The sequence below is a fragment of the Kitasatospora sp. NPDC097605 genome, assembly GCF_040302725.1.
Lineage (GTDB): Bacteria > Actinomycetota > Actinomycetes > Streptomycetales > Streptomycetaceae > Kitasatospora.
The window spans coordinates 103,293-122,237 of sequence record NZ_JBEOSF010000018.1 but is presented as its reverse complement, the minus strand read 5'-3'; the positions used below and the strand labels follow the sequence as shown (position 1 = coordinate 122,237).

30 protein-coding genes are annotated in these 18,945 nt (G+C 71.1%); 14 read left to right on the top strand and 16 right to left on the bottom strand.

From position 1 onward, the window contains the following. Positions 1–3: 3 nt before the first annotated feature. The 3 genes from ABTX81_RS21575 to ABTX81_RS21565 are packed head-to-tail and all read right to left on the bottom strand — an operon-like array spanning position 4 to position 3,097. Positions 4–2,181, bottom strand: a complete 2,178-nt coding sequence (locus tag ABTX81_RS21575; protein WP_350548090.1) for a hypothetical protein — start codon at positions 2,179–2,181, stop codon at positions 4–6. A 44-nt stretch (positions 2,182–2,225) separates the two neighbouring features. Next, positions 2,226–2,765 carry a hypothetical protein gene (locus ABTX81_RS21570; RefSeq protein WP_350548088.1) on the bottom strand — a complete coding sequence of 180 codons (540 nt, stop codon included), beginning with the start codon at positions 2,763–2,765 and terminating at the stop codon, positions 2,226–2,228. Further along, on the bottom strand, positions 2,726–3,097 hold the full coding sequence (locus tag ABTX81_RS21565) for a hypothetical protein (RefSeq protein ID WP_350548086.1): 372 nt from the start codon (positions 3,095–3,097) through the stop codon (positions 2,726–2,728). Before ABTX81_RS21565 ends, ABTX81_RS21570 begins: the two co-directional genes overlap by 40 nt. Before the next feature lie 149 nt (positions 3,098–3,246). Here ABTX81_RS21565 and ABTX81_RS21560 point away from each other — a divergent pair, with 149 nt between their 5' ends. Next, complete coding sequence (locus ABTX81_RS21560) at positions 3,247–3,672, top strand: ricin-type beta-trefoil lectin domain protein (RefSeq protein ID WP_350548084.1); 426 nt, start codon at positions 3,247–3,249, stop codon at positions 3,670–3,672. 21 nt (positions 3,673–3,693) lie between these two features. Here ABTX81_RS21560 and ABTX81_RS21555 read toward each other — a convergent pair whose 3' ends face one another. The 13 genes from ABTX81_RS21555 to ABTX81_RS21495 all read right to left on the bottom strand — a co-directional run bounded on the left by ABTX81_RS21555 (position 3,694) and on the right by ABTX81_RS21495 (position 12,291). After that, the gene (locus tag ABTX81_RS21555; RefSeq protein WP_350548082.1) at positions 3,694–4,293 is read right to left on the bottom strand and encodes a phage tail tube protein; all 600 of its coding nucleotides are present in this window, start codon (positions 4,291–4,293) and stop codon (positions 3,694–3,696) included. 21 nt (positions 4,294–4,314) lie between these two features. Continuing rightward, entirely contained in the window at positions 4,315–4,743 is a 429-nt protein-coding gene (locus ABTX81_RS21550; protein ID WP_350548080.1) for a phage tail termination protein, read from the bottom strand. Then, positions 4,740–5,027, bottom strand: coding sequence for a DUF5403 family protein (locus ABTX81_RS21545; RefSeq protein WP_350548078.1), 288 nt, complete (start codon positions 5,025–5,027; stop codon positions 4,740–4,742). Before ABTX81_RS21545 ends, ABTX81_RS21550 begins: the two co-directional genes overlap by 4 nt. Beyond that, entirely contained in the window at positions 5,020–5,391 is a 372-nt protein-coding gene (locus tag ABTX81_RS21540; protein ID WP_350548077.1) for a hypothetical protein, read from the bottom strand. Before ABTX81_RS21540 ends, ABTX81_RS21545 begins: the two co-directional genes overlap by 8 nt. Beyond that, positions 5,388–5,825: a hypothetical protein gene (locus ABTX81_RS21535; protein WP_350548076.1), complete on the bottom strand. Its 438-nt coding sequence runs from the start codon at positions 5,823–5,825 to the stop codon at positions 5,388–5,390. Before ABTX81_RS21535 ends, ABTX81_RS21540 begins: the two co-directional genes overlap by 4 nt. Further along, positions 5,822–6,802 carry a major capsid protein gene (locus ABTX81_RS21530; protein ID WP_350548075.1) on the bottom strand — a complete coding sequence of 327 codons (981 nt, stop codon included), beginning with the start codon at positions 6,800–6,802 and terminating at the stop codon, positions 5,822–5,824. The genes ABTX81_RS21535 and ABTX81_RS21530 overlap by 4 nt, the downstream gene beginning before the upstream one ends. Before the next feature lie 113 nt (positions 6,803–6,915). Beyond that, on the bottom strand, positions 6,916–7,419 hold the full coding sequence (locus tag ABTX81_RS21525) for a hypothetical protein (protein ID WP_350548073.1): 504 nt from the start codon (positions 7,417–7,419) through the stop codon (positions 6,916–6,918). 8 nt (positions 7,420–7,427) lie between these two features. Next, positions 7,428–8,288 carry a VG15 protein gene (locus ABTX81_RS21520; protein ID WP_350548071.1) on the bottom strand — a complete coding sequence of 287 codons (861 nt, stop codon included), beginning with the start codon at positions 8,286–8,288 and terminating at the stop codon, positions 7,428–7,430. Beyond that, positions 8,248–9,711, bottom strand: coding sequence for a phage portal protein (locus ABTX81_RS21515; protein WP_350548069.1), 1,464 nt, complete (start codon positions 9,709–9,711; stop codon positions 8,248–8,250). The genes ABTX81_RS21520 and ABTX81_RS21515 overlap by 41 nt, the downstream gene beginning before the upstream one ends. After that, a complete protein-coding gene (locus tag ABTX81_RS21510; protein WP_350548067.1) occupies positions 9,711–11,372 on the bottom strand; it encodes a terminase in 1,662 nt (553 codons plus the stop codon). Before ABTX81_RS21510 ends, ABTX81_RS21515 begins: the two co-directional genes overlap by 1 nt. A gap of 3 nt (positions 11,373–11,375) precedes the next feature. Further along, entirely contained in the window at positions 11,376–11,606 is a 231-nt protein-coding gene (locus ABTX81_RS21505) for a hypothetical protein (protein WP_350548065.1), read from the bottom strand. A 14-nt stretch (positions 11,607–11,620) separates the two neighbouring features. Further along, positions 11,621–11,971, bottom strand: a complete 351-nt coding sequence (locus ABTX81_RS21500; RefSeq protein WP_350548063.1) for a hypothetical protein — start codon at positions 11,969–11,971, stop codon at positions 11,621–11,623. Beyond that, positions 11,968–12,291 carry an HNH endonuclease gene (locus tag ABTX81_RS21495; RefSeq protein ID WP_350548061.1) on the bottom strand — a complete coding sequence of 108 codons (324 nt, stop codon included), beginning with the start codon at positions 12,289–12,291 and terminating at the stop codon, positions 11,968–11,970. Before ABTX81_RS21495 ends, ABTX81_RS21500 begins: the two co-directional genes overlap by 4 nt. Positions 12,292–12,864: 573 nt before the next feature. Between ABTX81_RS21495 and ABTX81_RS21490 the strand changes: the two genes are divergently transcribed. The 13 genes from ABTX81_RS21490 to ABTX81_RS21430 all read left to right on the top strand — a co-directional run bounded on the left by ABTX81_RS21490 (position 12,865) and on the right by ABTX81_RS21430 (position 18,898). After that, a complete protein-coding gene (locus ABTX81_RS21490; protein ID WP_350548059.1) occupies positions 12,865–13,146 on the top strand; it encodes a hypothetical protein in 282 nt (93 codons plus the stop codon). Positions 13,147–13,178: 32 nt separating this feature from the next. Further along, positions 13,179–13,385 (top strand): hypothetical protein, encoded by a 207-nt coding sequence (locus tag ABTX81_RS21485; RefSeq protein ID WP_350548057.1) that lies wholly within the window; start codon positions 13,179–13,181, stop codon positions 13,383–13,385. A 26-nt stretch (positions 13,386–13,411) separates the two neighbouring features. Further along, positions 13,412–14,251 (top strand): hypothetical protein, encoded by an 840-nt coding sequence (locus ABTX81_RS21480; RefSeq protein ID WP_350548055.1) that lies wholly within the window; start codon positions 13,412–13,414, stop codon positions 14,249–14,251. A gap of 60 nt (positions 14,252–14,311) precedes the next feature. After that, the gene (locus ABTX81_RS21475; RefSeq protein WP_350548053.1) at positions 14,312–14,488 is read left to right on the top strand and encodes a hypothetical protein; all 177 of its coding nucleotides are present in this window, start codon (positions 14,312–14,314) and stop codon (positions 14,486–14,488) included. A gap of 37 nt (positions 14,489–14,525) precedes the next feature. Next, the gene (locus ABTX81_RS21470) at positions 14,526–14,834 is read left to right on the top strand and encodes a hypothetical protein (protein WP_350548052.1); all 309 of its coding nucleotides are present in this window, start codon (positions 14,526–14,528) and stop codon (positions 14,832–14,834) included. A 109-nt stretch (positions 14,835–14,943) separates the two neighbouring features. Next, the gene (locus tag ABTX81_RS21465; RefSeq protein WP_350548050.1) at positions 14,944–15,276 is read left to right on the top strand and encodes a hypothetical protein; all 333 of its coding nucleotides are present in this window, start codon (positions 14,944–14,946) and stop codon (positions 15,274–15,276) included. An 87-nt stretch (positions 15,277–15,363) separates the two neighbouring features. After that, the gene (locus ABTX81_RS21460) at positions 15,364–15,618 is read left to right on the top strand and encodes a hypothetical protein (protein ID WP_350548048.1); all 255 of its coding nucleotides are present in this window, start codon (positions 15,364–15,366) and stop codon (positions 15,616–15,618) included. 63 nt (positions 15,619–15,681) lie between these two features. Further along, positions 15,682–16,161: a hypothetical protein gene (locus ABTX81_RS21455; RefSeq protein WP_350548046.1), complete on the top strand. Its 480-nt coding sequence runs from the start codon at positions 15,682–15,684 to the stop codon at positions 16,159–16,161. Beyond that, on the top strand, positions 16,158–16,313 hold the full coding sequence (locus tag ABTX81_RS21450; RefSeq protein ID WP_350548044.1) for a hypothetical protein: 156 nt from the start codon (positions 16,158–16,160) through the stop codon (positions 16,311–16,313). Before ABTX81_RS21455 ends, ABTX81_RS21450 begins: the two co-directional genes overlap by 4 nt. 110 nt (positions 16,314–16,423) lie before the next feature. Continuing rightward, on the top strand, positions 16,424–16,612 hold the full coding sequence (locus ABTX81_RS21445; protein ID WP_350548042.1) for a hypothetical protein: 189 nt from the start codon (positions 16,424–16,426) through the stop codon (positions 16,610–16,612). 69 nt (positions 16,613–16,681) lie between these two features. After that, positions 16,682–17,359, top strand: coding sequence for a hypothetical protein (locus ABTX81_RS21440; RefSeq protein WP_350548040.1), 678 nt, complete (start codon positions 16,682–16,684; stop codon positions 17,357–17,359). Positions 17,360–17,425: 66 nt separating this feature from the next. Then, the gene (locus ABTX81_RS21435; RefSeq protein ID WP_350548038.1) at positions 17,426–17,929 is read left to right on the top strand and encodes a hypothetical protein; all 504 of its coding nucleotides are present in this window, start codon (positions 17,426–17,428) and stop codon (positions 17,927–17,929) included. 96 nt (positions 17,930–18,025) lie between these two features. After that, positions 18,026–18,898: a hypothetical protein gene (locus ABTX81_RS21430; protein WP_350548036.1), complete on the top strand. Its 873-nt coding sequence runs from the start codon at positions 18,026–18,028 to the stop codon at positions 18,896–18,898. The last annotated feature ends 47 nt before the right edge of the window (positions 18,899–18,945 follow it).

The following is an 18,945-nucleotide window of genomic DNA, read 5'->3' as shown; positions in this document are numbered from 1 at the left end:
CAGTTACCTCCCGGAGGTCTTGAGCTCCCACGCGATGGCCTTGCCGATCTCATGGGGGTCCGCGTTGGTGCGGGCGTTGACGGTGATGGCCGTGCCGTAGCGCTCCCGGCCGGCACCCTTGGAAGCGGTGTCGGGGTGGCGCAGAGCGGCGGCGGCGCGCTGGCCGTAGCCGTAGCTGTCCAGCGAGCGCAGCCCGGAGGCGACCGGGCGAAGGGCCTGTTCCAGCGGGCTCGCGTACGCGGCCACCGGCACGGCGGCCAGCGCCATCGGCGCGGCCATCAGCGAGCGCGGGGCGGCGGCCTGCGGGGCGGGCGCGGACGCCTTGAACGGGTTGAGCGAGCCGACGATGCTGGAGACGACGCCGCCAACAGAGATCGACTTCATGCCGTTGACCAGGCCCTGGATCGCCGACTTGCCCTTGTCGTAGAGCAGCGAGCCCAGGTCGCCGATCGCCGAGAGGATCTTGCCCGGCAGGCTGGCGACGTACGAGACGACGTTGCCGACGCCGTTCGAGACGGCCCCGGTCATGTCGGACCAGGCCGAACTGACCGCGCTGGTACAGGAGTTCCACGCCGACGAGGTCCAGGACTGGACGTTCCGCCAGCCTGCGGCGACGGCCGAGCCGGTGGACGAGACCGCCGACGAGACGGACGAGGTCACCGACGACCAGGACGAGGAGGTCCAGGCGGTCACCGACCCCCAGGTGGACGACGTCCACGAAGAAACGTTTCGCCAGGCGGACGAGACGGCCGAGCCGACCGACGAGGCCGAGTCCGAGACCCACGAGCGCACGGACGCCCAGGTCTCGGACGTCCACGACTTCACGGACGACCAGGCCGACGAGGTGGCGGACGTCAGTCCGTCCCAGGCAGCCTGGACGGCGTGCCAGGCGGCGACGGCTCCGGAGGCCAGCATGTCCCAGCCGGCCATCGTGACGCCGAACATGAGGACCAGGGCGCGCAGCCCGAGGTCGACGGTGCGCATCAGCATCGCCGTGGCCTGCGCGTTGTCCTTGAAGACGCCGAAGAACTGGCGCAGGGTGTCCGCGAACCACGAGATCGACGCGGCGATCTCGGGTGAGAACTGGACCGCCAGGGAGGCCATCCCCTGGAGGACGGCGTCCAGGACGCCGACCAGCGGGAGCAAGATCAGCTTGAGCCGGTCGCCCCCGTTGGACAGGGTGAGGAAGAAGTCGCCGAAGGCGGCTCCGATGGCGACGAGCGCCACCGGCAGTTGCTCGGTGAACGCCCGCATCCCCGGCGAGGTCATCGCCGCCGTGAGCTTCGGGAACAGGACGTCCGTGAAGTCGGTGATCGACTTCACCATGGGGCGTACGAACTGTGCCCCGGCGTCGAAGAAGCCCTTGATCACGGGCTCGGCCTGCTTGAACCAGGCCGTGACGTCGCGGACCGCGCCGCCAAACTCGTTGCGGATGGCGGCAGTTGCAGGCTTCAGCGCCTCGCTGGCGGCCTGCATCGCCTCCTCGGCCTTCTTGCCGAGGGCCTTCATGTCGCCCGCCGCAGCGATGGCCGCGAGGCCGATCGGCAGGACCGGCAGCGCCGCCAGGGCGATGACGGCGACCAGCCCGGAGGCGACCACCGTCACCCACGAGGCGATGGCGGTGACCGCGACCAGCAGCGGCAGCGCTGCGGCACCGGCCTGGGCGAAGCCGCCCGCCATGCCCAGCGCCCCCTGGGCGGCCGAGCTGATGCCCGAGCCGATGCCCTGGAGAGCGGAGGCCGTCTGCTCGATCGAGAGCGTGAACAGCCGGCCGAAGTTGCGGGCGACGTCCGCGGCCCCCGAACCGATCGACCGAAGGCCAGCCTTGACCCGGTCGAAGCCGCCCCGGGCCAGGTGGACATTGATCCCCAGCCGCCAGCGGCGGCCGGTGAACGCCCGGACCCGGGCCTCGGCCGGGCCGGTGTCGGCATCGACGTCGGCCCGGATGCGGACCGTTCGCTCGCGGGTGAGCGCGGCGATCCGGGCAGCGGCCTCGCCTGTGTCGGCGACGACGTTGACCCGGGTGGTGCGGTCCTGGGTCAGCTCCCGCAGCCGGGCGGAGACCCCGGTGGTGTCAAGGTCGAGCTTGACGGAGAGCTTGGTGTACTTCTCCAGCATCTCCAAGTACTGCTTGAGGCGCTGGCGGAAGTCCGAGGTGTCGGGCAGCACGCGCACGTGCACGCGCCCGGCTTCCTTGCCGCCGGGACCGGCCACAGGCTCACCTCCTACGTGAGTCGGACCGGTGCGGGCCGCATCTGCGCGTCGGAGCGCGCGAGGACGGCCGCCGGTAGGCGGAACGTTTCTGCAAGGGGGGCTGACGTCTCGGTGACGGCCGGGCCCCCGCCCTCTCCGACCTCGCGCTGGAGGGCGGCGGCGAAGGGGTTGGTGCCGGTCGGCCGGCCGGTGCGCTTGGCGTACGGGCGCGGGTACGGCTTCGGCGCGGCGACGGAGCGGGGGTTCTTCGACGCCTTGGCGACCTGGACGTGGGTGAGCGCCTGGACGGCGTCCACCAGGTCCGCCAGAACGTACGTCCCGGCCGACCAGCCCAGCGCCTCACGGCCACCACGCAGGGCGGCCACTGTGGCGGAGTCGTCGGGGAGCGTCCCGATCAGGGCGAGGACGTAGCGGGCGGAGTGCCGGCCCCGGACCCAGTCCAGGACGTCCACCCCGCAGTAGCGGCGCAGGTCGGCGGTGATCTGCGCGCCGTGCTCGTCCAGCAGCCTGATCAGGCTGCGGCTTCCCCCGGCGCGGCCTGCTCCATCCACCGCTCGACCACGGTCATGGTCTGCTCCAGCGGCAGGGCGTCCACGCTCTCGCGCATCGCCTTCTTGTCGGAGGCGACCGCGATCAGCAGGCCGGTCATCGCCTCGATGCGACGTTCGTTGCTGACCTTCTTCGACTGCACGAGGTCCAGCAGCGCGAGCGCGGACTTCAGGTCGCCGCCGGGCAGGGCCTCGATTCGGCGCAGCCGGACCTTCTTGCCGTTTTTGGCGACGAACTTCAGGCCCTTGCCGGTGTGGTTGCGTTCGGCCTCAGCGGCGAGGTCGGCGAAGTTCAGGGTGGTGCTCAGTTCAAATCTCCTTGCTGGTTGGTGCATTTGGGGAAGGGAGGCGCAGAAGTGCCCAACCTCCGATCGACAAGGTAAGTCACTCGTCCGAGTGATCATGTACCGCTCCGAAGTGCGCCAGGCAAGCCCCTGCGTAAACTCCCAGACGAAACGGAGTAAACCTTGGAAAGGTGGCAAAAATGATCAAGGAGCTCAGGAACGGCTTCTTCATCAAGAATGGCGATGATTACATCGGCATGAGAACTGATGAATCCGGGCTTTATCTGCCTATTAATAATAAGATCGACCAGAAGGATGGGCTCTGGATCGCAGTGCCCGATAGGGCGTTGGAGTCTTACTATATTCTGGCAAACCAGGGTTATGCGGCGGAAGTCGGCCGTGAGAACAGCGATGAGGTGGTTGCGAGGGCCGACGGCACGGGCGTCGCCTTCCGGCTGGAAGCTGTAGACGGCGAGAAGAACGCCTACCGCATTCGGGACAAGGAGGACGGGAAGTGGGTTGTTCTGGACACCGGAAAGCAGGGTGTCGTGCGCAGGCGCCCGTCGGTGTCTTATCTCCCTCCGGAAGCCAGCGACATCTTCACCATTGAACCCCTCCCGCTATAGGTTCACCCGGGAGCACGCGACTCAGGCGGCCGGGGTCTGGAGGCCGGCGGCCAGGTCGAAGACCGGTGTCACGGTGCCGAGTGGGGTCGACTGGTTGAGGGCCACGACGGTGGCCTTCACCGGCATTTCGCCGAGTGCGGCGGGGTCCATGGTCACGGAGTCCGCGCCGATGATCGACGTCTTCGGGTAGTGCCAGACCACGGCCTTGGTGCCGTCCACGGCGGCGATCATCAGCGCGCGGTTCTGCGCGGTGGGGCTGGTGGGGATGGAGAACAGGCCCTTGCTGTCCAGGCCCTTGTCGGTGCCGTAGTACAGCTTGTAGGACTCCGCGGTGAAGTCGCTGAGGTTGATGGTCACGGCGTACGTCTTGCTCGGGTCGGTGGTGCGCAGGCTCTTGTTCTGCCAACTGCCCAGCACCTCGGGCTCGTCCCCGTCGACCGACATCTCGATGCCGTTGTCCAGCGAGGTGTTCCCGATGGACTTCCAATTCAGCCCGGCCGGGCCCCACTTGGTCGCGTCCTTCGGGTCGAACCCGGCCTTCAGGTCCGGCAGCGCGGTGCCGGGCGGGGCGACGTAGATGTATCCGGTGCCCGGTACCAGGACCGAGGGGTCGTCAGCCAAGCTGACTCCTTTCCGGCCGCGCTAGCGGGGCCGTGTAGTGATCATGTAGTTGCCCGAGAACCGGAAAAACTCGGTCTGGGCCTCGGTCATCGGGTCCGTGGTGGCGAACGGGCCCGTGGCCTCGCGGAACCGGCTGAGATAGCCGTCGGCGTTGCCCCACTGCTCGAAGGCCAGGCGGACTAGACCGGCGCGGGCACGGCGGGCGAGCAGGGAGGCGTCGGCGCGGCTGGTGGCGTAGGTCTGGACGACGAACATGCCCTCGTCCACGTAGCACTTGTCCTTCATCACCCCGCCGACCTTCCGGGTGATGACCAGCCCGCCGGTCTTGCGCAGCGCGAGCTGCCAGTCGGTGGGCAGGTAGACCGCGCAGCGGTGCTCCGGCAGGACGGTGCGAAGCGCCTCCAGCACGATCCGCTCGGAGTCGGGCATCAGGTACGGCTCGCGGGTCACCACAGGGCGGCCTCCATCGCATGGATGCCGTCCACCGGCCGCCCGGCGCGCTCGTTCCAGCCGCCCCAGTTCTTGTGGGCGGCGAGCGGGTCCTCGTTGACGATCGCGTAGCCCTTGGCGTGCCGCTTCACCTTGATCCCGGCGATGAACTCTCCGGTGTCGATGTGCAGGCTGGCCTTGGCCACGACCCTGGCAGCGCGCTCCTCGGCTTCGAGCTTCAGGGCGCCCATCACGCCGGGGAGCCCGGCAATCACCGCGTCCAGGTCGGGGCGGAGTTCAGGCACTCTGGCCACCGCCTTCCACGATCACGGTGACGAAGCGCATCCGGTCGGAAGCGCCGTGGTGGGAGCGGGGTGCGTCGACCACGGCCCAGTGGATACCGGGGTCTCCGTCATCATCGAACTCCAGCGACGACCACTTGTCGATCACGACGTCGGGCGGGAAGACGATCTTGCGGCGGACCGGGGGCGACCAGCCGACCTGAGCCCCGACCGGGGCCCGCCACCCGGCGGCGTCACCGACGGGGGCGACCCACGCCGAGTAGGTGGTGCTCGGCCCGGGTGCCGGCCGACGGTCGCCGTAGCCGTCATCGACGTACCGGACGGTGTGGACGGTCACCCGGGTCCGGCCGCGTTCCAGCAGGCTCACACCGGCCCCCGGGAGTCCACCGGGTCGGGGAAGGGGTAGCCGGTGCGCAGTCCGCGCGAGGCGACCTCGCGGCGGCCCTGCACCGAGCGCAGCCCGGAGCGGCCGGCCACTCGCTCGATCAGGGCGACCTCGCCCCGGGTGAGGGCCAGGCCGACCGGGGAGCCGTCCGACATGCGGTAGCTCACCTCTCCGGCCTGCTCCTGCACGTACCCCTCGGGGTTGCGGAAGCGGCGGTCCGCCACGGCCAGGGCCAGGGAGCGGATCACCGGGGGGTGCCGCTCGGGCGACCAGGCCCGGTGCCCCTGGGCGGCGATCACCCAGAACGCGTCCTCGATCGCTGCGGAGGCCCGCTCCCAGTCCGGCGTAGCGGGCTCGGGGGCGGGCTTGCCGAGCCGGGCGAACAGCGCGGCGACCGTCAGCCCGGCGGTGCTCACGCGGCCGGGGTGGCGGGCTTCGGCTCGCCGGTGAAGGTGACCTTCACGCCGCGCACCTTGACCAGGTTGGCGGGCTTGGACCAGTCGGTCTCGCCCTTCTTCAGGTCGGTGACCAGGCTGGCGCCCCAGTAGGAGGAGAGGAACGAGCGCTCCATCGCGGCACCGCTGTTGTAGTCCTTGATCCAGCGCAGTGCGAAGCCGTCGGCGGACTGCCGGCCGCCCTTCGCCGACTCCGGGACCGACGGTGCGCCGGAGACGAGCTGGATCGCGCTGCGGTGGAAGGCGTATACGGCCAGCGGGTTGAGCACGCCGTTGGTGGTCTCCACGACCTTGAAGCCGTGGATGCGCCCGAGGGTGCTCTCCTTCAGGGCCGCGCCGCCGTCGGCGTGCTCGGACGCGGAGAGGACGTTCGGGGAGTTCAGCAGGTAGAACGCGGCCTCGGAGCCGAGCACGACGGTGCGGCCCTCGGCGGGGACGTTCTCCTTGTTGAGCTGGACGCGCAGGCGGGCGAGGGCCTTGCGGATCATCTGGCCAGCTGCCTCGTCGCTCGTGGCCTTGGTGAGGTCGACCGGGATCTTCGCGGTGGTGGCGACCTCGGGGAACTCGGTCATGGCGCTGGCGACCTTGTTCTCCAGGCGCTCGGTGATGGAGTCGACCTGCGGCACCATGACCTGCTCGCCGAAGCTCAGGAGGTCGAGCGAGAGTTCGGCGTCGCTCAGGTCCACCGCGGAGTACGCGTGGGTGTCGAGCTTGACGGTCAGCAGGCCCTCGTTCAGGTTCTCCGACTGAATCCAGGTGGAGGTGTCGTTGAACTTGCGCTTGGCGTCGATGGCCTCCTCCGCGCCCTTCAGGCGGGCGGGGCGGCGGATGTTGATGACCTGGCCGGTGGCGTTGACGAACTCGGACGCGGCGCGGCGGTCGAACATCGACGCCAGGACCACGGAGTCCTTCAGGTTGGCGACGGCCTGCTGGACCAACTTGTCCGGGTTCTGGAAGGCGTTGGCACGTGCGGGATTGGTGCTGATGGCGCTGTTCCTCGGGGTAGCGGAAAGCCGCCCCGGGGGCAGGGCGGCCTAGGTGAAACGTTTCTTCAGATGCCGTAGCGGCGCTGGCGCAGCTTCTCGGCGAGGCCCTTGTACGGGTCGGGCTCGGAGTGCGGGGTCAGACCGCCCGCGCCCAGCAGCGGCTTGGGGGCGGCGACGGCGGCCAGGGCCTCGGCGTGCTTGCGGACGGTGTCCTCGTCACCGCCCTGGACCAGGGCGGCCAGGACCGGCGGCAGGGCGTACTCGGCGGCGATCCGGTCCCGAAGGGCCTGCTCCTGGAGCTGGGCGACCTGCGCTCGCAGCTCGTCCGCCTCGACGCCGGCCTCGGTGGAGCGCTCGCGGGTGGCGTCCAGGTCGGCCTGCATCTTCTCGTACAGCGCCTTGTAGTCCGGCTCGGTCGGCGTCGGGGCCGGGGCCTGCTCGCCGGTCGCCTCGCTCGAGTTTTCCTGACTGTCGGTCAGTTCCTCGGGTTGCTCGGGCGCGGGCGGGGTGGCCGGGTTCACCACGCCGCCGGGGACCGCCTCGGACGGCGTCGGGGTCTGCTCGGTCAAGCTCTCTCCTAGGTCTTCGTGGTCGTGCGGTAGTAGGTGCGCCAGTCGGCCAGCGATCCGCCCCCGAAGTCGCGCCACATCCGGGTGAACTTGTCGTTCTCGGCGGGGAGTTGGTAGCGGCGGGAGAAGATCGGGACGGCCTGGCAGTGGCAGTGCGGGTGTGCGCCGAACGCGGCGGTGCGCTTGGACTTGTAGACCGCGCCTCGGCCGGCCATCAGCGCGCAGAAGTAGCAGGGCGAGTCGTCGGTCTTGCGGTAGTAGCCGATCGCCCCGGGGTCGTCCTGAAGGGCGATGTGGACCGCGTCCCTGCCGCCGTCCTGGACAAGCATCCCGCCCGCCCCGCTGCCGCCGGTCTTCAGCGACTCCAGGAACTCGCGCTCCCAGGCCACCAGCTCCGGGTCGTCCAGCGCGGCCGAGCCCTCACGGGCCGGGCGCTCGCGCTCGTGGCGCTCCACCCGGTCGGCGACCTGGTGGCGGAACGCTTCCGCAGCCCTGCGGGCCTCGCGCGCCGGGTCGGCGGCGGGGAAGGGGTTTCGGGTGTCCACGGGCAGAGGCGTTGACGGTCCGGAGCCGGTCCGCTTGCCCGTGGCACGGTTGAAGTCGACCCACAGGGAGCCGAGCGAGGCACCCGGGCGGTAGCCGGGGCCGCCGACCACGCGGCCGGTCTCCAGCGCGCGAACCAGCCGGTAGAAGGCGATGGACAGCGCGTAGGAGGCCGCCGCGGATTCGCGGATCGCCGCGACGTAGGCGGCCTCCAGCTCGGTCAGCGAACCGGCGATCTGGCGGGCCTCGACGGCGGCCAGGGCCTCGGCCCAGCGGCCGGAGAACTCAGCGGCCAGCGCTTCCTGCGCGAGCTGGTACGCGGCCACCGCCCGCAGGATCTCGGCGGTTCTCGGAGTCCACGCCACGGTTCGCCGCCTCCTTCTGCTGCTTCAGGGCCTCGGCCTCGGCCTGCTCCGCCTTGCGGGCGGCCTCCTCGGCGGCCTTCACCGCCTCGTCAATGTCGGCCTGACTGAAGCCGGGGATCTTGCGCAGCGCGACGCCGAGCGGCACGCCGGCCTGCATCAGCTTGACCATCGCGTCGGCGGCCTGGGCGAGGCTGCGGGTTGCCTTCTCGGCCCACTCGACCTGGCTCTCGTCCTGGTCGATCTCGCCCCGGCCGGCCACCAGCGCGCACAGCCGGAACACCGACTCCCACGACTCGCCCAGCGAGTCCTGGAGCGTGCTCAGGAACCTCTTGAACGAGGTCTCGGCCGCCGCGAGGGCATCGGCGGAGAGGTTCACCAGGTTCGACCCGGCGAGGTAGTGCGGCGGCACGTCGCCCATGCCCATGATCTCTTCGATGCTCTGGCGGCGGGAGGCCAGCAGATCGCCGGTCGGCATCGCGGGGAGCTGCCCGAACCGGGCGTCCGAGTTGGGCGCCATCAGCAGGGTGGACGGGTCCAGCGAGGGGACGTCGTACACCGGCTCGCCCGTCTCCGGGTCGCGGATCGGGTCACCGGTCTCGGGGTCCAGCCGCTCGGCCGGCGCGAGGCCGGTGGCGAAGCGGATCGCGTGCGCGCCCCAGTGCTCATTGAGCAGCAGCGAAAGCGTCTGCTGGTTGAGGCGGTCCTGCGAAGTGATCAGCGGCTCGACCAGGCCCCGGGTGCGGCCCCGCAGGTCCACGGCCGGGGAGAACCGCACGACCGGGCACACGCCCATGCCATGCGGTTCGGAGGTGAGCACCGCGGAGCCCGGTTCGGCGTCCAGGTCGACGGTGTAGCGGGCGACGTCGTCCCACAGGAAGCCCAGCGTGCGGTCCTCGTCCGGCTGTTGCTCGGGCACGTGCAGCGCGTACACCGGGAACTCGTCCCATGCCGGGTCGGCGTAGACAGCCACCGTGCTGATCGCGTCGTAGGCACGGATCTGCGGTTCCTTGCGGCCCTTGCGCGGGTCCGGGGTGACCACGGCGTACGCGGCCCCGGAGGTGAGCGCGGCCCGGTGGACGGCGTTCTGCCGCTCGTCCAGCCGGTTCTTCTGCCAGTACCGCCACTCGTAGGCGTTCTCACCCGAGCCCGGCCTGCGGAAGCCGGAGACGCGCAGGGCGTTCAGCGGGGCCTCCACCGCCAAAGCGGAGACGTTCACGATGCTCCGCTTGACCAAGTCCTTGAACTCGGCGTTGGCCTTGCTCGGCATCCACGGCGCGCGGTGGGCGCCCTGGGCGTAGCGGTCGACCAGGTTGAGCCGGTCGAAGTCGCGGTCGATCAGGTCCTTCGCGTGCCGGGCACGCTTGACGACGACGGGGAGGGACATCAGAACCCTCCTCGGGTCTGTAGCTGGCCGGGGGCCTTCTGGGGCTTGAGCTTGCCGCTCTCGGTGAGGCGGCGGTGGGCGATCCAGGCGATCACCATGCATGCGTACAAGTCGACCTTCAGCTTCGACTCGCGCGACTCCTTGCCGAAGCCGATGCCGTACTGGTTGGGCCTCTTGCGGGCGTTGAGGGCGTGGCGGGTCAGGGAGTAGTCGCGCACGTGCGGCAGGGCCACCGTCTCGATCGCCCCGACCATCGCCATGTGCTCGGTGGTGATCTCGCGCTGGTTGGCGCGCATGTCGAAGCCGACCGTCGACTTCCCGGACGCCTTGATCAGCAGGTGCTTGCCGTACTTCTCCGACCAGTCGGCGACGTAGGACTCCCACCCGGCGACGTCGGCGAAGAAGCCGACGACGGTGTACCGCTTGAAGACGTGGGCCACCATGTCGTTGACCTCGGTGCCGTCGACCTCCCAGCCCTTGCCGGCCGGGCCGTCGGGCTTCTCCCACAGCGCGAGTTTCTGGACCATCTTGTCCCGAACTCGCATGGCGAGAAGGCCAGTTGAGTCGTCAGTCTTGCCGCCGTCGAAGGCGAGCACGATGCGCTCGCCGGGGCGGATGCCGTCCGCGGCCTCGACCGTGGCCAGGTCCCAGGTGTCGCGGTCGACCAGGGCGTCATCGTGGCTGGAGAGCTGGTTGAGGTACTTGCGGCGGGACTCGTCCTCGGTGGTGGACGCGGACCAGATGTCTTTCATCACCCGGCCGGGGTTGATCCACACCGAGTCGCCCCGGGCGCACAGGATCGCGGCGCGCAGCTGGTCCTCGTCGGCGAGGTCGACCCCGGGAGGGGCTTCCACCGAGTCGTAGTAGATACCCGCGTCCCTATTGATCCCGTCGCGCTGCTTCTGGAAGGCGTACCAGGTGCCTTCGGCCACCGACTCCTCGCCGATGACCGGGGCGTTGGTGATCTCCATCGTCCGGCCGCCAACTTTGGTGCTGTTGGGGCGAATTGTGGCTGCCAGGCGGGGGCCTCCCGTGGCCTGGACCCAGTGCCACGTCTCGTTGAGCAGGGAAAACGATGGGCGCCCGCCCTCCGCAGCGCGGAAGGAACTGGCCTTCGCCTCCAGTCGGCACTGCCGGCCGTCGGTGTCGGCCTGGATCGCGTAGCAGACCTCCTGGCCCAACTTGATCTGGTACCGGTCGATGGCCGCCTGGCTGAAGATGGTGGAGAACGCGGACATGGTGTTGACGTTCTGGCCGGCCGCCGTGGCGAAGATCTGCACCCACGCCTCTTGGGGCGGTCCGCCGATCGGCGAGCCGTCGGCGCGGAAGCCGACCAGGCGGCACGGGCCGACGAACTCCATCGCGCAGACGCTCGCCATCTTCGGGTCCTTGCCCCAGCCCTTGAGGCGGCGCAGGGTGCCGGACTCCCACCTGAAGGCCCTGCCCCAGGTCTCGGGGTCGTTGGGGTCCTCGGGAACGGCGTCGTCGCGCAGCTCGTACCAGCGGGCGAGGATTCTGCACTGCTCGGGGGTGTACTTCCAGTCCGGCCGGAACGCGTAGGCGCTCCAGCGCAGCAGCTCACCCGCGAGGGTGCGGTGCGGGTGCGGGACGGTGTCCGCGATGGTGCGAACCGGCTCGTAGGTGATGGTCAGGACGGCCACCTCCTACGGCTGGGCTGCCTCCTGGCGGGCGCGCAGCTCCAGGGCGCGGGCCATCGCGGTGGAGACGTGCACCCCGGCCTTGAAGGGACGGGTCATGTCGTGGGCCCACAGCTCCCGGGCCGTTTCGTGCGGCACGGCGGCGTCCAGGCACGTCTGGTAGTAGGTGATCGTCCGCGCGATGCGCAGGGACTCGTCCGAGGGGCCTGCGGCCCGTGCTGCCTTGCGGCGTGCCACGGCGGGCTCCTCTCTCAGACGCGGTTTCCCCAGCGGGCGCCCACGGCGTCGCGGGCGTTGTGGCCCCGCTTCGGGCCGTCGCCCTCACCGCGGATTCGGGCGAGGTGGCCGGCGGCCTGCGTGCGGCTGAGCTGGGCCTGCGCGATGCCGGGGTGCAGGACCATCATTCCGGCGCGGTTGCCGCCGGGGATCATCTGGCCTTCACGGCGCACCACGGCGTCGAGCTGGGCCGCGCGGGCGAGCATCGGCGCGGCGACGTCGATCAGCGCGAGGTCGGTCGGCTCAAGGTCGAGTTCGGTCTCGTACAGCTCGACCAGCGCGGTGCGGATCTTCGCCGCGTCCTTCTCGGTCGGGTCGACGTTCAACGGACCTCCCCGGGGTGGCGTCGGCGGTTTCGAGCGGGCTGCCAGCGGTCCGCGGCGGCCCGGCGGCGGGCTCGGCCGGCGTCGGCCGCGTCCTTGCGCAGGACGTGCCAGTCGCACAGCGCGCGCAGGTTGGCCGGCGCGTCGGAGCCGCCTTCGGAGGCGGGGACGATGTGGTCGCAGTGGCGCGCGGGCTCGCCGCACAGCTCGCCCGTGTCGTACCGGACGTGCTGGCAGCGCCACGAGTCGCGGTTCATCACCGCGCGGCGAAGGCGGGCCCAGTGCGGGGGGAGCGGGGTCGTCCGGCGTGAACTCGCGGGCACGGCAACCTCCTTGAGCGCAGGGCCCCGCCAGGTGCTCGACCTCGACCGGGGAGAGAGGGCCGGTCGGGGAGCGTTGCCCTGGCGGGGCTACGGGAGGAGGCAGGCCGGCGTGCCGCAGCATCGGGAGCGCGCACGCGCGCGGTAGCTGCCTCCACCTGTATTAAGGCCGCCCGGTTAACACCGCCGACGCCCGCGGCCTCACTCTCCGCAATCAGTGCGTAGCGCTGAGTTCATCACTGCTGGTCACACTGCGTTAATGATCCGGAAGAAGGGGTCGGCCGGCGTTCGTATCGGATCTCGGCTGCTATGACGCTCCGGGCAGTAAAGGAACGCACGCGGGAGGCACCCCCCGGGTGCCCCGTCACGACCGCCGAACCGCCGCCACGACCACGCCAAATCCCTTGCCTGACAACGGAATTGGCGTCGCTTCGCGTGCGCGCGCGTCTTCCGCCTTGGCGAGAACGAGCATGCTCATCTATGTGATGCAGGTCACGTACTTCTCATTGGACATCCGCTGTGACAGTCGGGCAGTGTTGCCCCCAGAACGAACCGGCCGAGCGAAACGAGATCACGATGCGTAACCACCGAATCCCCGCCGCCCTCGGGCTGGTCATGCTGCTGGCCGGTGCCCCGTGGCAGACCGGCAACTGGGGCGGGGGGCTCGCTGCGGCCCTCCTGGCGGCCCTTGTCGCCCACGGGGTCCGGCAGGTGCCCGGACTGGTCAAGCGGGCCATACAGGGCCCGTCCGAGCCCCCTGCGGCCCCTGTCGCCCCCGCCCCGGTCAACGCCTACGACCGCGACCGCGCCGAGATCCCCACCCGCCGCCGCAACCGCCGCAACCGCGCCGGTCGTTGACCCGCCCGACTCACCCCCGGAGAACCCCCGCGATGAACCGCCGCCGCATCCTCGCTGTGCTCGCCCTGACCGCCGCCGCCCTCGGCGGGTGGGTCACCGGTCACACCTTCAACGAGCCGCCCGCGCCCGACAGCGGCGCGCAGGTGACCGCCTTCAACGACGGGTGGGCGACCGGCATGCAGGACGCCTGCGACCAGGGCAGCGCGTACGCCTGCGACTGGCTCTCCACCACCCGCTGACCACCCGCACCACGCAAGGAACGATCATGAGCGCGACCCTGACTGACGAACTCCTCACCGCCACCGGCCAGCACGTCCACCGGTACGACTTCGTGACCCGCATGGAGTCCGAAGCGGACGCCCACGGATGGGCCCGGGTGGGCATGGTCATGGACGGCACGGGGGCCCTGCTGGAGGACGGGGAGTGCCGCTACCAGCACGAAGCACAAGCCGTCCGCGCACAGTCCAACTGGGCCGCCGCGTGCCGGATCATGGCGGACGCCGCCGGGGAGTGCGGGGGGCTGTGGGACACCCTGGGAGAGGGGATCGCCTACGACGCCGATTCGTTCCTGGCCAGCGACGCCGCCCGCCGGATCGCGGACAGCCTGGCCGGATACCCCCTGCTGGACGAGGACGACCACAGCACGCGGGAACACGCCGCCATGGTCGAAGAGATCGAAGGATCACCCGTCACCCTGCCGGACGGCGTCGACGGTGAGGACATCCTGCGGGAACTCGACTGCCCGACCCCCGGTGACATCACCATGGCCATGATCGAAGACGCCTTGGAAACCCTCGGGTACGTCGCGTGCTCCGACTGTGACAAGTGGCTCACCCCCATGACCACCCGGTGCGGTGAACTCCTCTGCCGTGACTGCGCGTTGGAGGAGTCGCGCCCGGCCACGGCCACCACCGTGCCGATCCCCGGGGCCGACCCGTGGCGGGCCTACACCGTGTACGGCCACGGCGAGCCGCTGACGGCCGTTCTCCAGCCCTACCTGGACGGCTACGCCACCGAGCAGGGGGCCGCGTACCGCGAGGACGTCCGCGCCATCGTGCGGGGCTCCCGCGCCGGGTACCGCGCCGTCTACGGCCGGGCCGCGTAGGCACCAAGCCCCACCCCCTCCACCTTCTCAACTCCCGTACCACAGAACGGACGTACCGCCATGACCCGCACCGACATGATCCGCCTGTCCGGCTACTGGCCCAACCTGGCCAAGCTCGGCATGGACCACCCGGACGACGTGCACGCGATGTTCGACGCGTTCCGCGACATGCGCGAGCAGGGCGAGCCGCTGGACCTCCTGATCAGCGAACTGTTCGACGCGCCCGACAGCGTCTGACCGCCCCCGCCCCGCACCGACCCGAGAGAGAACCACCGTGAGCCGCACCGCCGAGTACCTGACCGAGCTTGCCGAGGACGCCGGACTGTTCGCCGAGCTGGAAGCCCTGACCGCCTACGCCGCGTACGTCGGCAACGCCGAGTACGCCGTCGAGACCTTCGAAGCCGCGTACTGCGGTGAGTGGGTCGACCTGGAGAACTTCGCCCATGACCAGCTCATGGAGACGGACGCCGAGTACCGCGCCGCGCTGGAGAGTTGCCGGGGGTGGCGGCCCGCGCTGGACATGATCGCGTGGGAGTGCGACTACACCCACACAGCGGGCAACTACGTCTTCCGGTCGCTCTGAGCTGTGCCCCCCTGGTGGCGGCCCGGCCCGCCCGTCGGGCCCCCGCCAAGGGTGCACAGACACCAGACCCCACCCCCTCACCCCCCAACCGCCAGCCGGAGGCACAGCCATGCCCGAGAACACCCCGAACCCCACCCCCGCCGAGACCAACGAGCAGTTCGCCGCCCTCGTCGCCGACCTGCCCGACCACGAAGTGACCGCCAGCACCGACGAGTACGGCTGTGAGGACTGCGGCGGGGTGTTGGAGTCCGCAGCTCCCCTGTGGTTCGAGATCTACCGCCGCCCCGACGGCACCCCCGGGGTCTACGTCTACGGGGTCGGCATCGAGTCGGCCACCGTCAGTTGCAAGGAATGCGGGCGGGCGGCCGGGGACCACGTGGACCGGCTGATCACCGCCGCCATGGAGCCGTGGGACGCGGCGCTCAAGGGCCTTGAGGTCTGAGCCGCTTCGGTGGCGGCCGGACGTTCTCCGGCCCCCGCCGTGGCCGCTCTGGCAACAGGCCCCACCCCCTCCCGAAGGAACAGCGCCATGACCACCCCGACCCCCGCCCCGCTCCTGCGCTGCCCGTGCGGCGGAACCCTCGTCGTCACCGTCCCGGTGTTCCTGCGGGTCGTCCACGCCGCCGCCAGCCTGCCCCCGGCGCTCTCCGTCATCGGCCTTGACGTCGAGTACGCCGAGCCGGTGTGCAGCACCTGTGAGCGCCCCGCCCCCGACCAGTTCGGCCAGCAGCTCGAAGAACTGATCTGCGCGGCGGACAACACGCTCACCGCCCACGCCTGCTGACACCAGCCTCCGCCCTGGGCACAGGCCCCACCCCCTCCCGACTCCCGAAGGAACAGCGCCACCGTGAACGCCACCGTTGCCCGTCTCGAAGCCGTCGCCGCCCGCGTCTACCGCCACGAACAGAACTGGGAGGACGCGTTCACCGACATCCCGACGTACGACAACCGCGACTTCCCCGACCAGCCCGCTGACGACAAGTACATGGGCGACGTGGACGAGATGGACAACGAGCGGGCCCACGCCTGCCGGGCACTGCTGCTCACCCTGACCGCCGAGCTGGAAGCGTTCGTCGCCGAGCTGGAGTACACCCCGGGCGAGGTTCCGTTGATCAGCGCCGAGGACTTCGCGCTCCTGTCCCGCTGGTTCGACGGTGACCGGATCATGGCCGACATCGCCGACCCGGACGGCACCGCCAGCGCCCGACTCGCCGAGGCCGGGTACCTCACCCCCGGAACCGTCCCCGGAGCGTGGCGGCTCAGCAAGGCCGGGCACGCCGCCCGCGCCGAGTACACCAGGGCCCACCCCGTCGGCGTCACGGCGTGAGCGACCCGGACGGCTTCGAGCTGGACCCCGCTGAGCTGGACGAGCTGCGCGCCAGCGTCGCGGCCGTCACCGCCAGGAACGCCGCGCTGCGCGAAGAACTCGCGGGCCTGCGGGCCGACCTGGTCAGCCTGCTCGGCCTCCTGAGCCGCTGACACCAGGCCCCGCCCCCGGGCGCCCGCCGGGACGCCCCGCGGCCGGCATCCGGCACGCCCTGACGCCTGCCGGGCCCAGGCCCCACCCCCACCACCCGTAGGAGACCGCTGTGCCCCGCTACACCGTCCGGATCGACTTCACCGAGACCTACGAGTACGAGGTCGAAGCCGACAGCGCGGAGGAGGCCGAGGCCGAGGCGCTGGACATCTTCGAGAGCGACGAGCGCGAAGACGGCTACAGCCACGGCCACGAGCCCGAGGTCCGCGACGCGAAGCCGCTGCACGTGCTGGCCGCGTGACCGCGCGCCGCTGACACCAGGCCCCACCCCCTCCACTCCGAAGGAACAGCGCCACCGTGACCGCCCTCCGTGACAACCTCGCCCCCCCTGCGCGCCGAGCTGCTGGCGCTCGCCGAAGAAACCGTCCAGGCCCTCGGGCCCGACGAGTGGACCGTCGACCCCCGCCGGATACCCGACTGGCACCCCTGCGCCGAACTCGTCCGCGCCGAGGACGGGGCCCGCATCCTGATCCAGCAGGAACGGCTGCGCTCCGGCCGGTGGAACCTGCACGGCGTCCTGCCCGACAGCACCACCTACTACTACCGGCACGACATCGAGACCGGGGACATCACCGTCACCCGCGCCAAGAGCGGGGCCCAGGTCGCCCGCGACGTGCAGCGGCGACTGCTGCCCGTCCTGGACGCGGCAGTCGCCGAGATGAGCGCCCGCCAGCACCGGCACCTGACCGACGTCCACGAGGTCGACACCATCGCCCGCCAGTTGAAGCGCGTGCCCCTGACCACCGGCCGGCCGCCGGGGGAGGCGAACCGGCGCAACGGCGAGGACAACGTCCGCACCCTGCGCTGGAACCAGGGCCCCGGGACGTCCTTCCGGTCACCGCACGCCGAGGTCAAGGTCAGCCGCGCCCGCTTCAGCGGGATCGAGATCACGTGCTCGCACCTCACCGCCGACATGGCAGAGGCCGTGCTGCGCGCCCTCACCGCCTCACTGCCCGCCGCCGTGCCCGCCGCCGAGCTGGCCGCGTAGGCACCAGGCCCCACCCCGGCTGGCACCAGGCCCCACCCCCTCCCGCACCACCGAAGGAACAGCGCCGTGAACAGCACCACCCTGACGACCACGCTCCGCCTGCCCCGCGAGGACGGCCCCGCCGAGACCGTCACCGTCACCACCCCGGCCGGACGCGGCGCACAGGCCAAGCACTCGAAGGCCGTCCAGACCGCGCTGGACCTGCCGACGCTCAGCAGCCCCGGCCGCGCGGTGAAGATCGGCCCCGGGCCCCGCCCCCGGACCAAGCCCAGCCGCACCCGCACCCCCGGCGCGGGCTGGCAGCGCTGGACCGAGCCCGACGGCCGAGTCCGGTACGGCGTCGCCAGCGACACCGACCCCAGCGTGCTCGGCCTGCTCCGCCCGGCCGTCCGCGACGGCGTCCGCGCCCGCTTCCGCGTCGTCGTCCCCGCCGACGGAGGCGAGCCCTTCGCCATCGCCACCGCCCCCGGCCACCCGTGGATGCGCGACAAGGCCACCGAGATGGTTCCCGCGCTGCTCCAAGACTGCCTGCCCGGCCTGCTCGTCAACAGCACCGAACTGGCGGCCTGACCCGCCCCGGTGCGGCCCGGACCCCCCTCCGGACCGTGCCGAGGCCGGTCAGACACCAGGCCCCGCCCCCCGCCCGAGCAGCCGAAGGAACAGCGCATGCCCACCATCACCACCGTCAGCCTCCCCGGTGCCCTCGTCGCCGCACTCGAAGACCGCGACGCCTTCCAGGACGGCCGCCCCGGCAGCGTCGAGCACGACGTCGCCGAAGCCCTGTACACCCGCGCCACCCGCGTCAAGCGGGGCAAGGGGGTGAGCGTCGTCGTCACCCTCACCGCCGAGCTGAGCGGCGTACTCGCGGACTACCTGCACAGCCTGCTCGGCCTGGTCGACGGCGGCCTCGTCCCCGCCGCCGAGTTCGGCGTCACCCGGGCCCGCCTCGCTGCCGTCGTCCGAGAGGTCGGCGACGCGCAGAACGCCGCCGAAGCGGAAGACGTCCGCCAGGCCGCGCAGCCGACGCTGGCACCAGGCCCCACCCCCGTGGCCCCGGCCGGACCGGGCCGGTACGTCGTCCCCGTCGACCTGATCACCGTGCACGTCGTCCCCGTCATCGCCTCCAGCCCCGAAGCCGCCCAGCGCGAAGCCGAGCGCATCGTCACTGCCGACTGGGAGACCTGGTTCGACCACGCCGAACCGGTCTGCGTCGGTGACGCCCTCACCCCCGAGCAGTGGGACGCCGAACAGCGGGAGGCACCCCGGCTCGGCCTCGTCCCGATGGGCAGCCCCGGCCGCCGGCCGAAAGAGGACACCCCCGCGGACAAGCCCCGGGCGCCCCGCACCGACCACCACGCCGACGGCTCCGCGTGCCCGCCCGCCCACAAGCACACCAGCACGGGCAAGCCGCTGACCGAGGGCTGCCCCGGCCGGACGTACTCCACCGCTGAGTGCACCTGCGGGTGGACCACCCGCAGTGCCGTGAAGACGTACGTGGACGAGACCCGCAAGCGGCACCTCGCCACCGAGCACGGCTGACCGCCCGCTGGCACCAGGCCCCACCCGCCCCCTTCGAAGGAACCCCC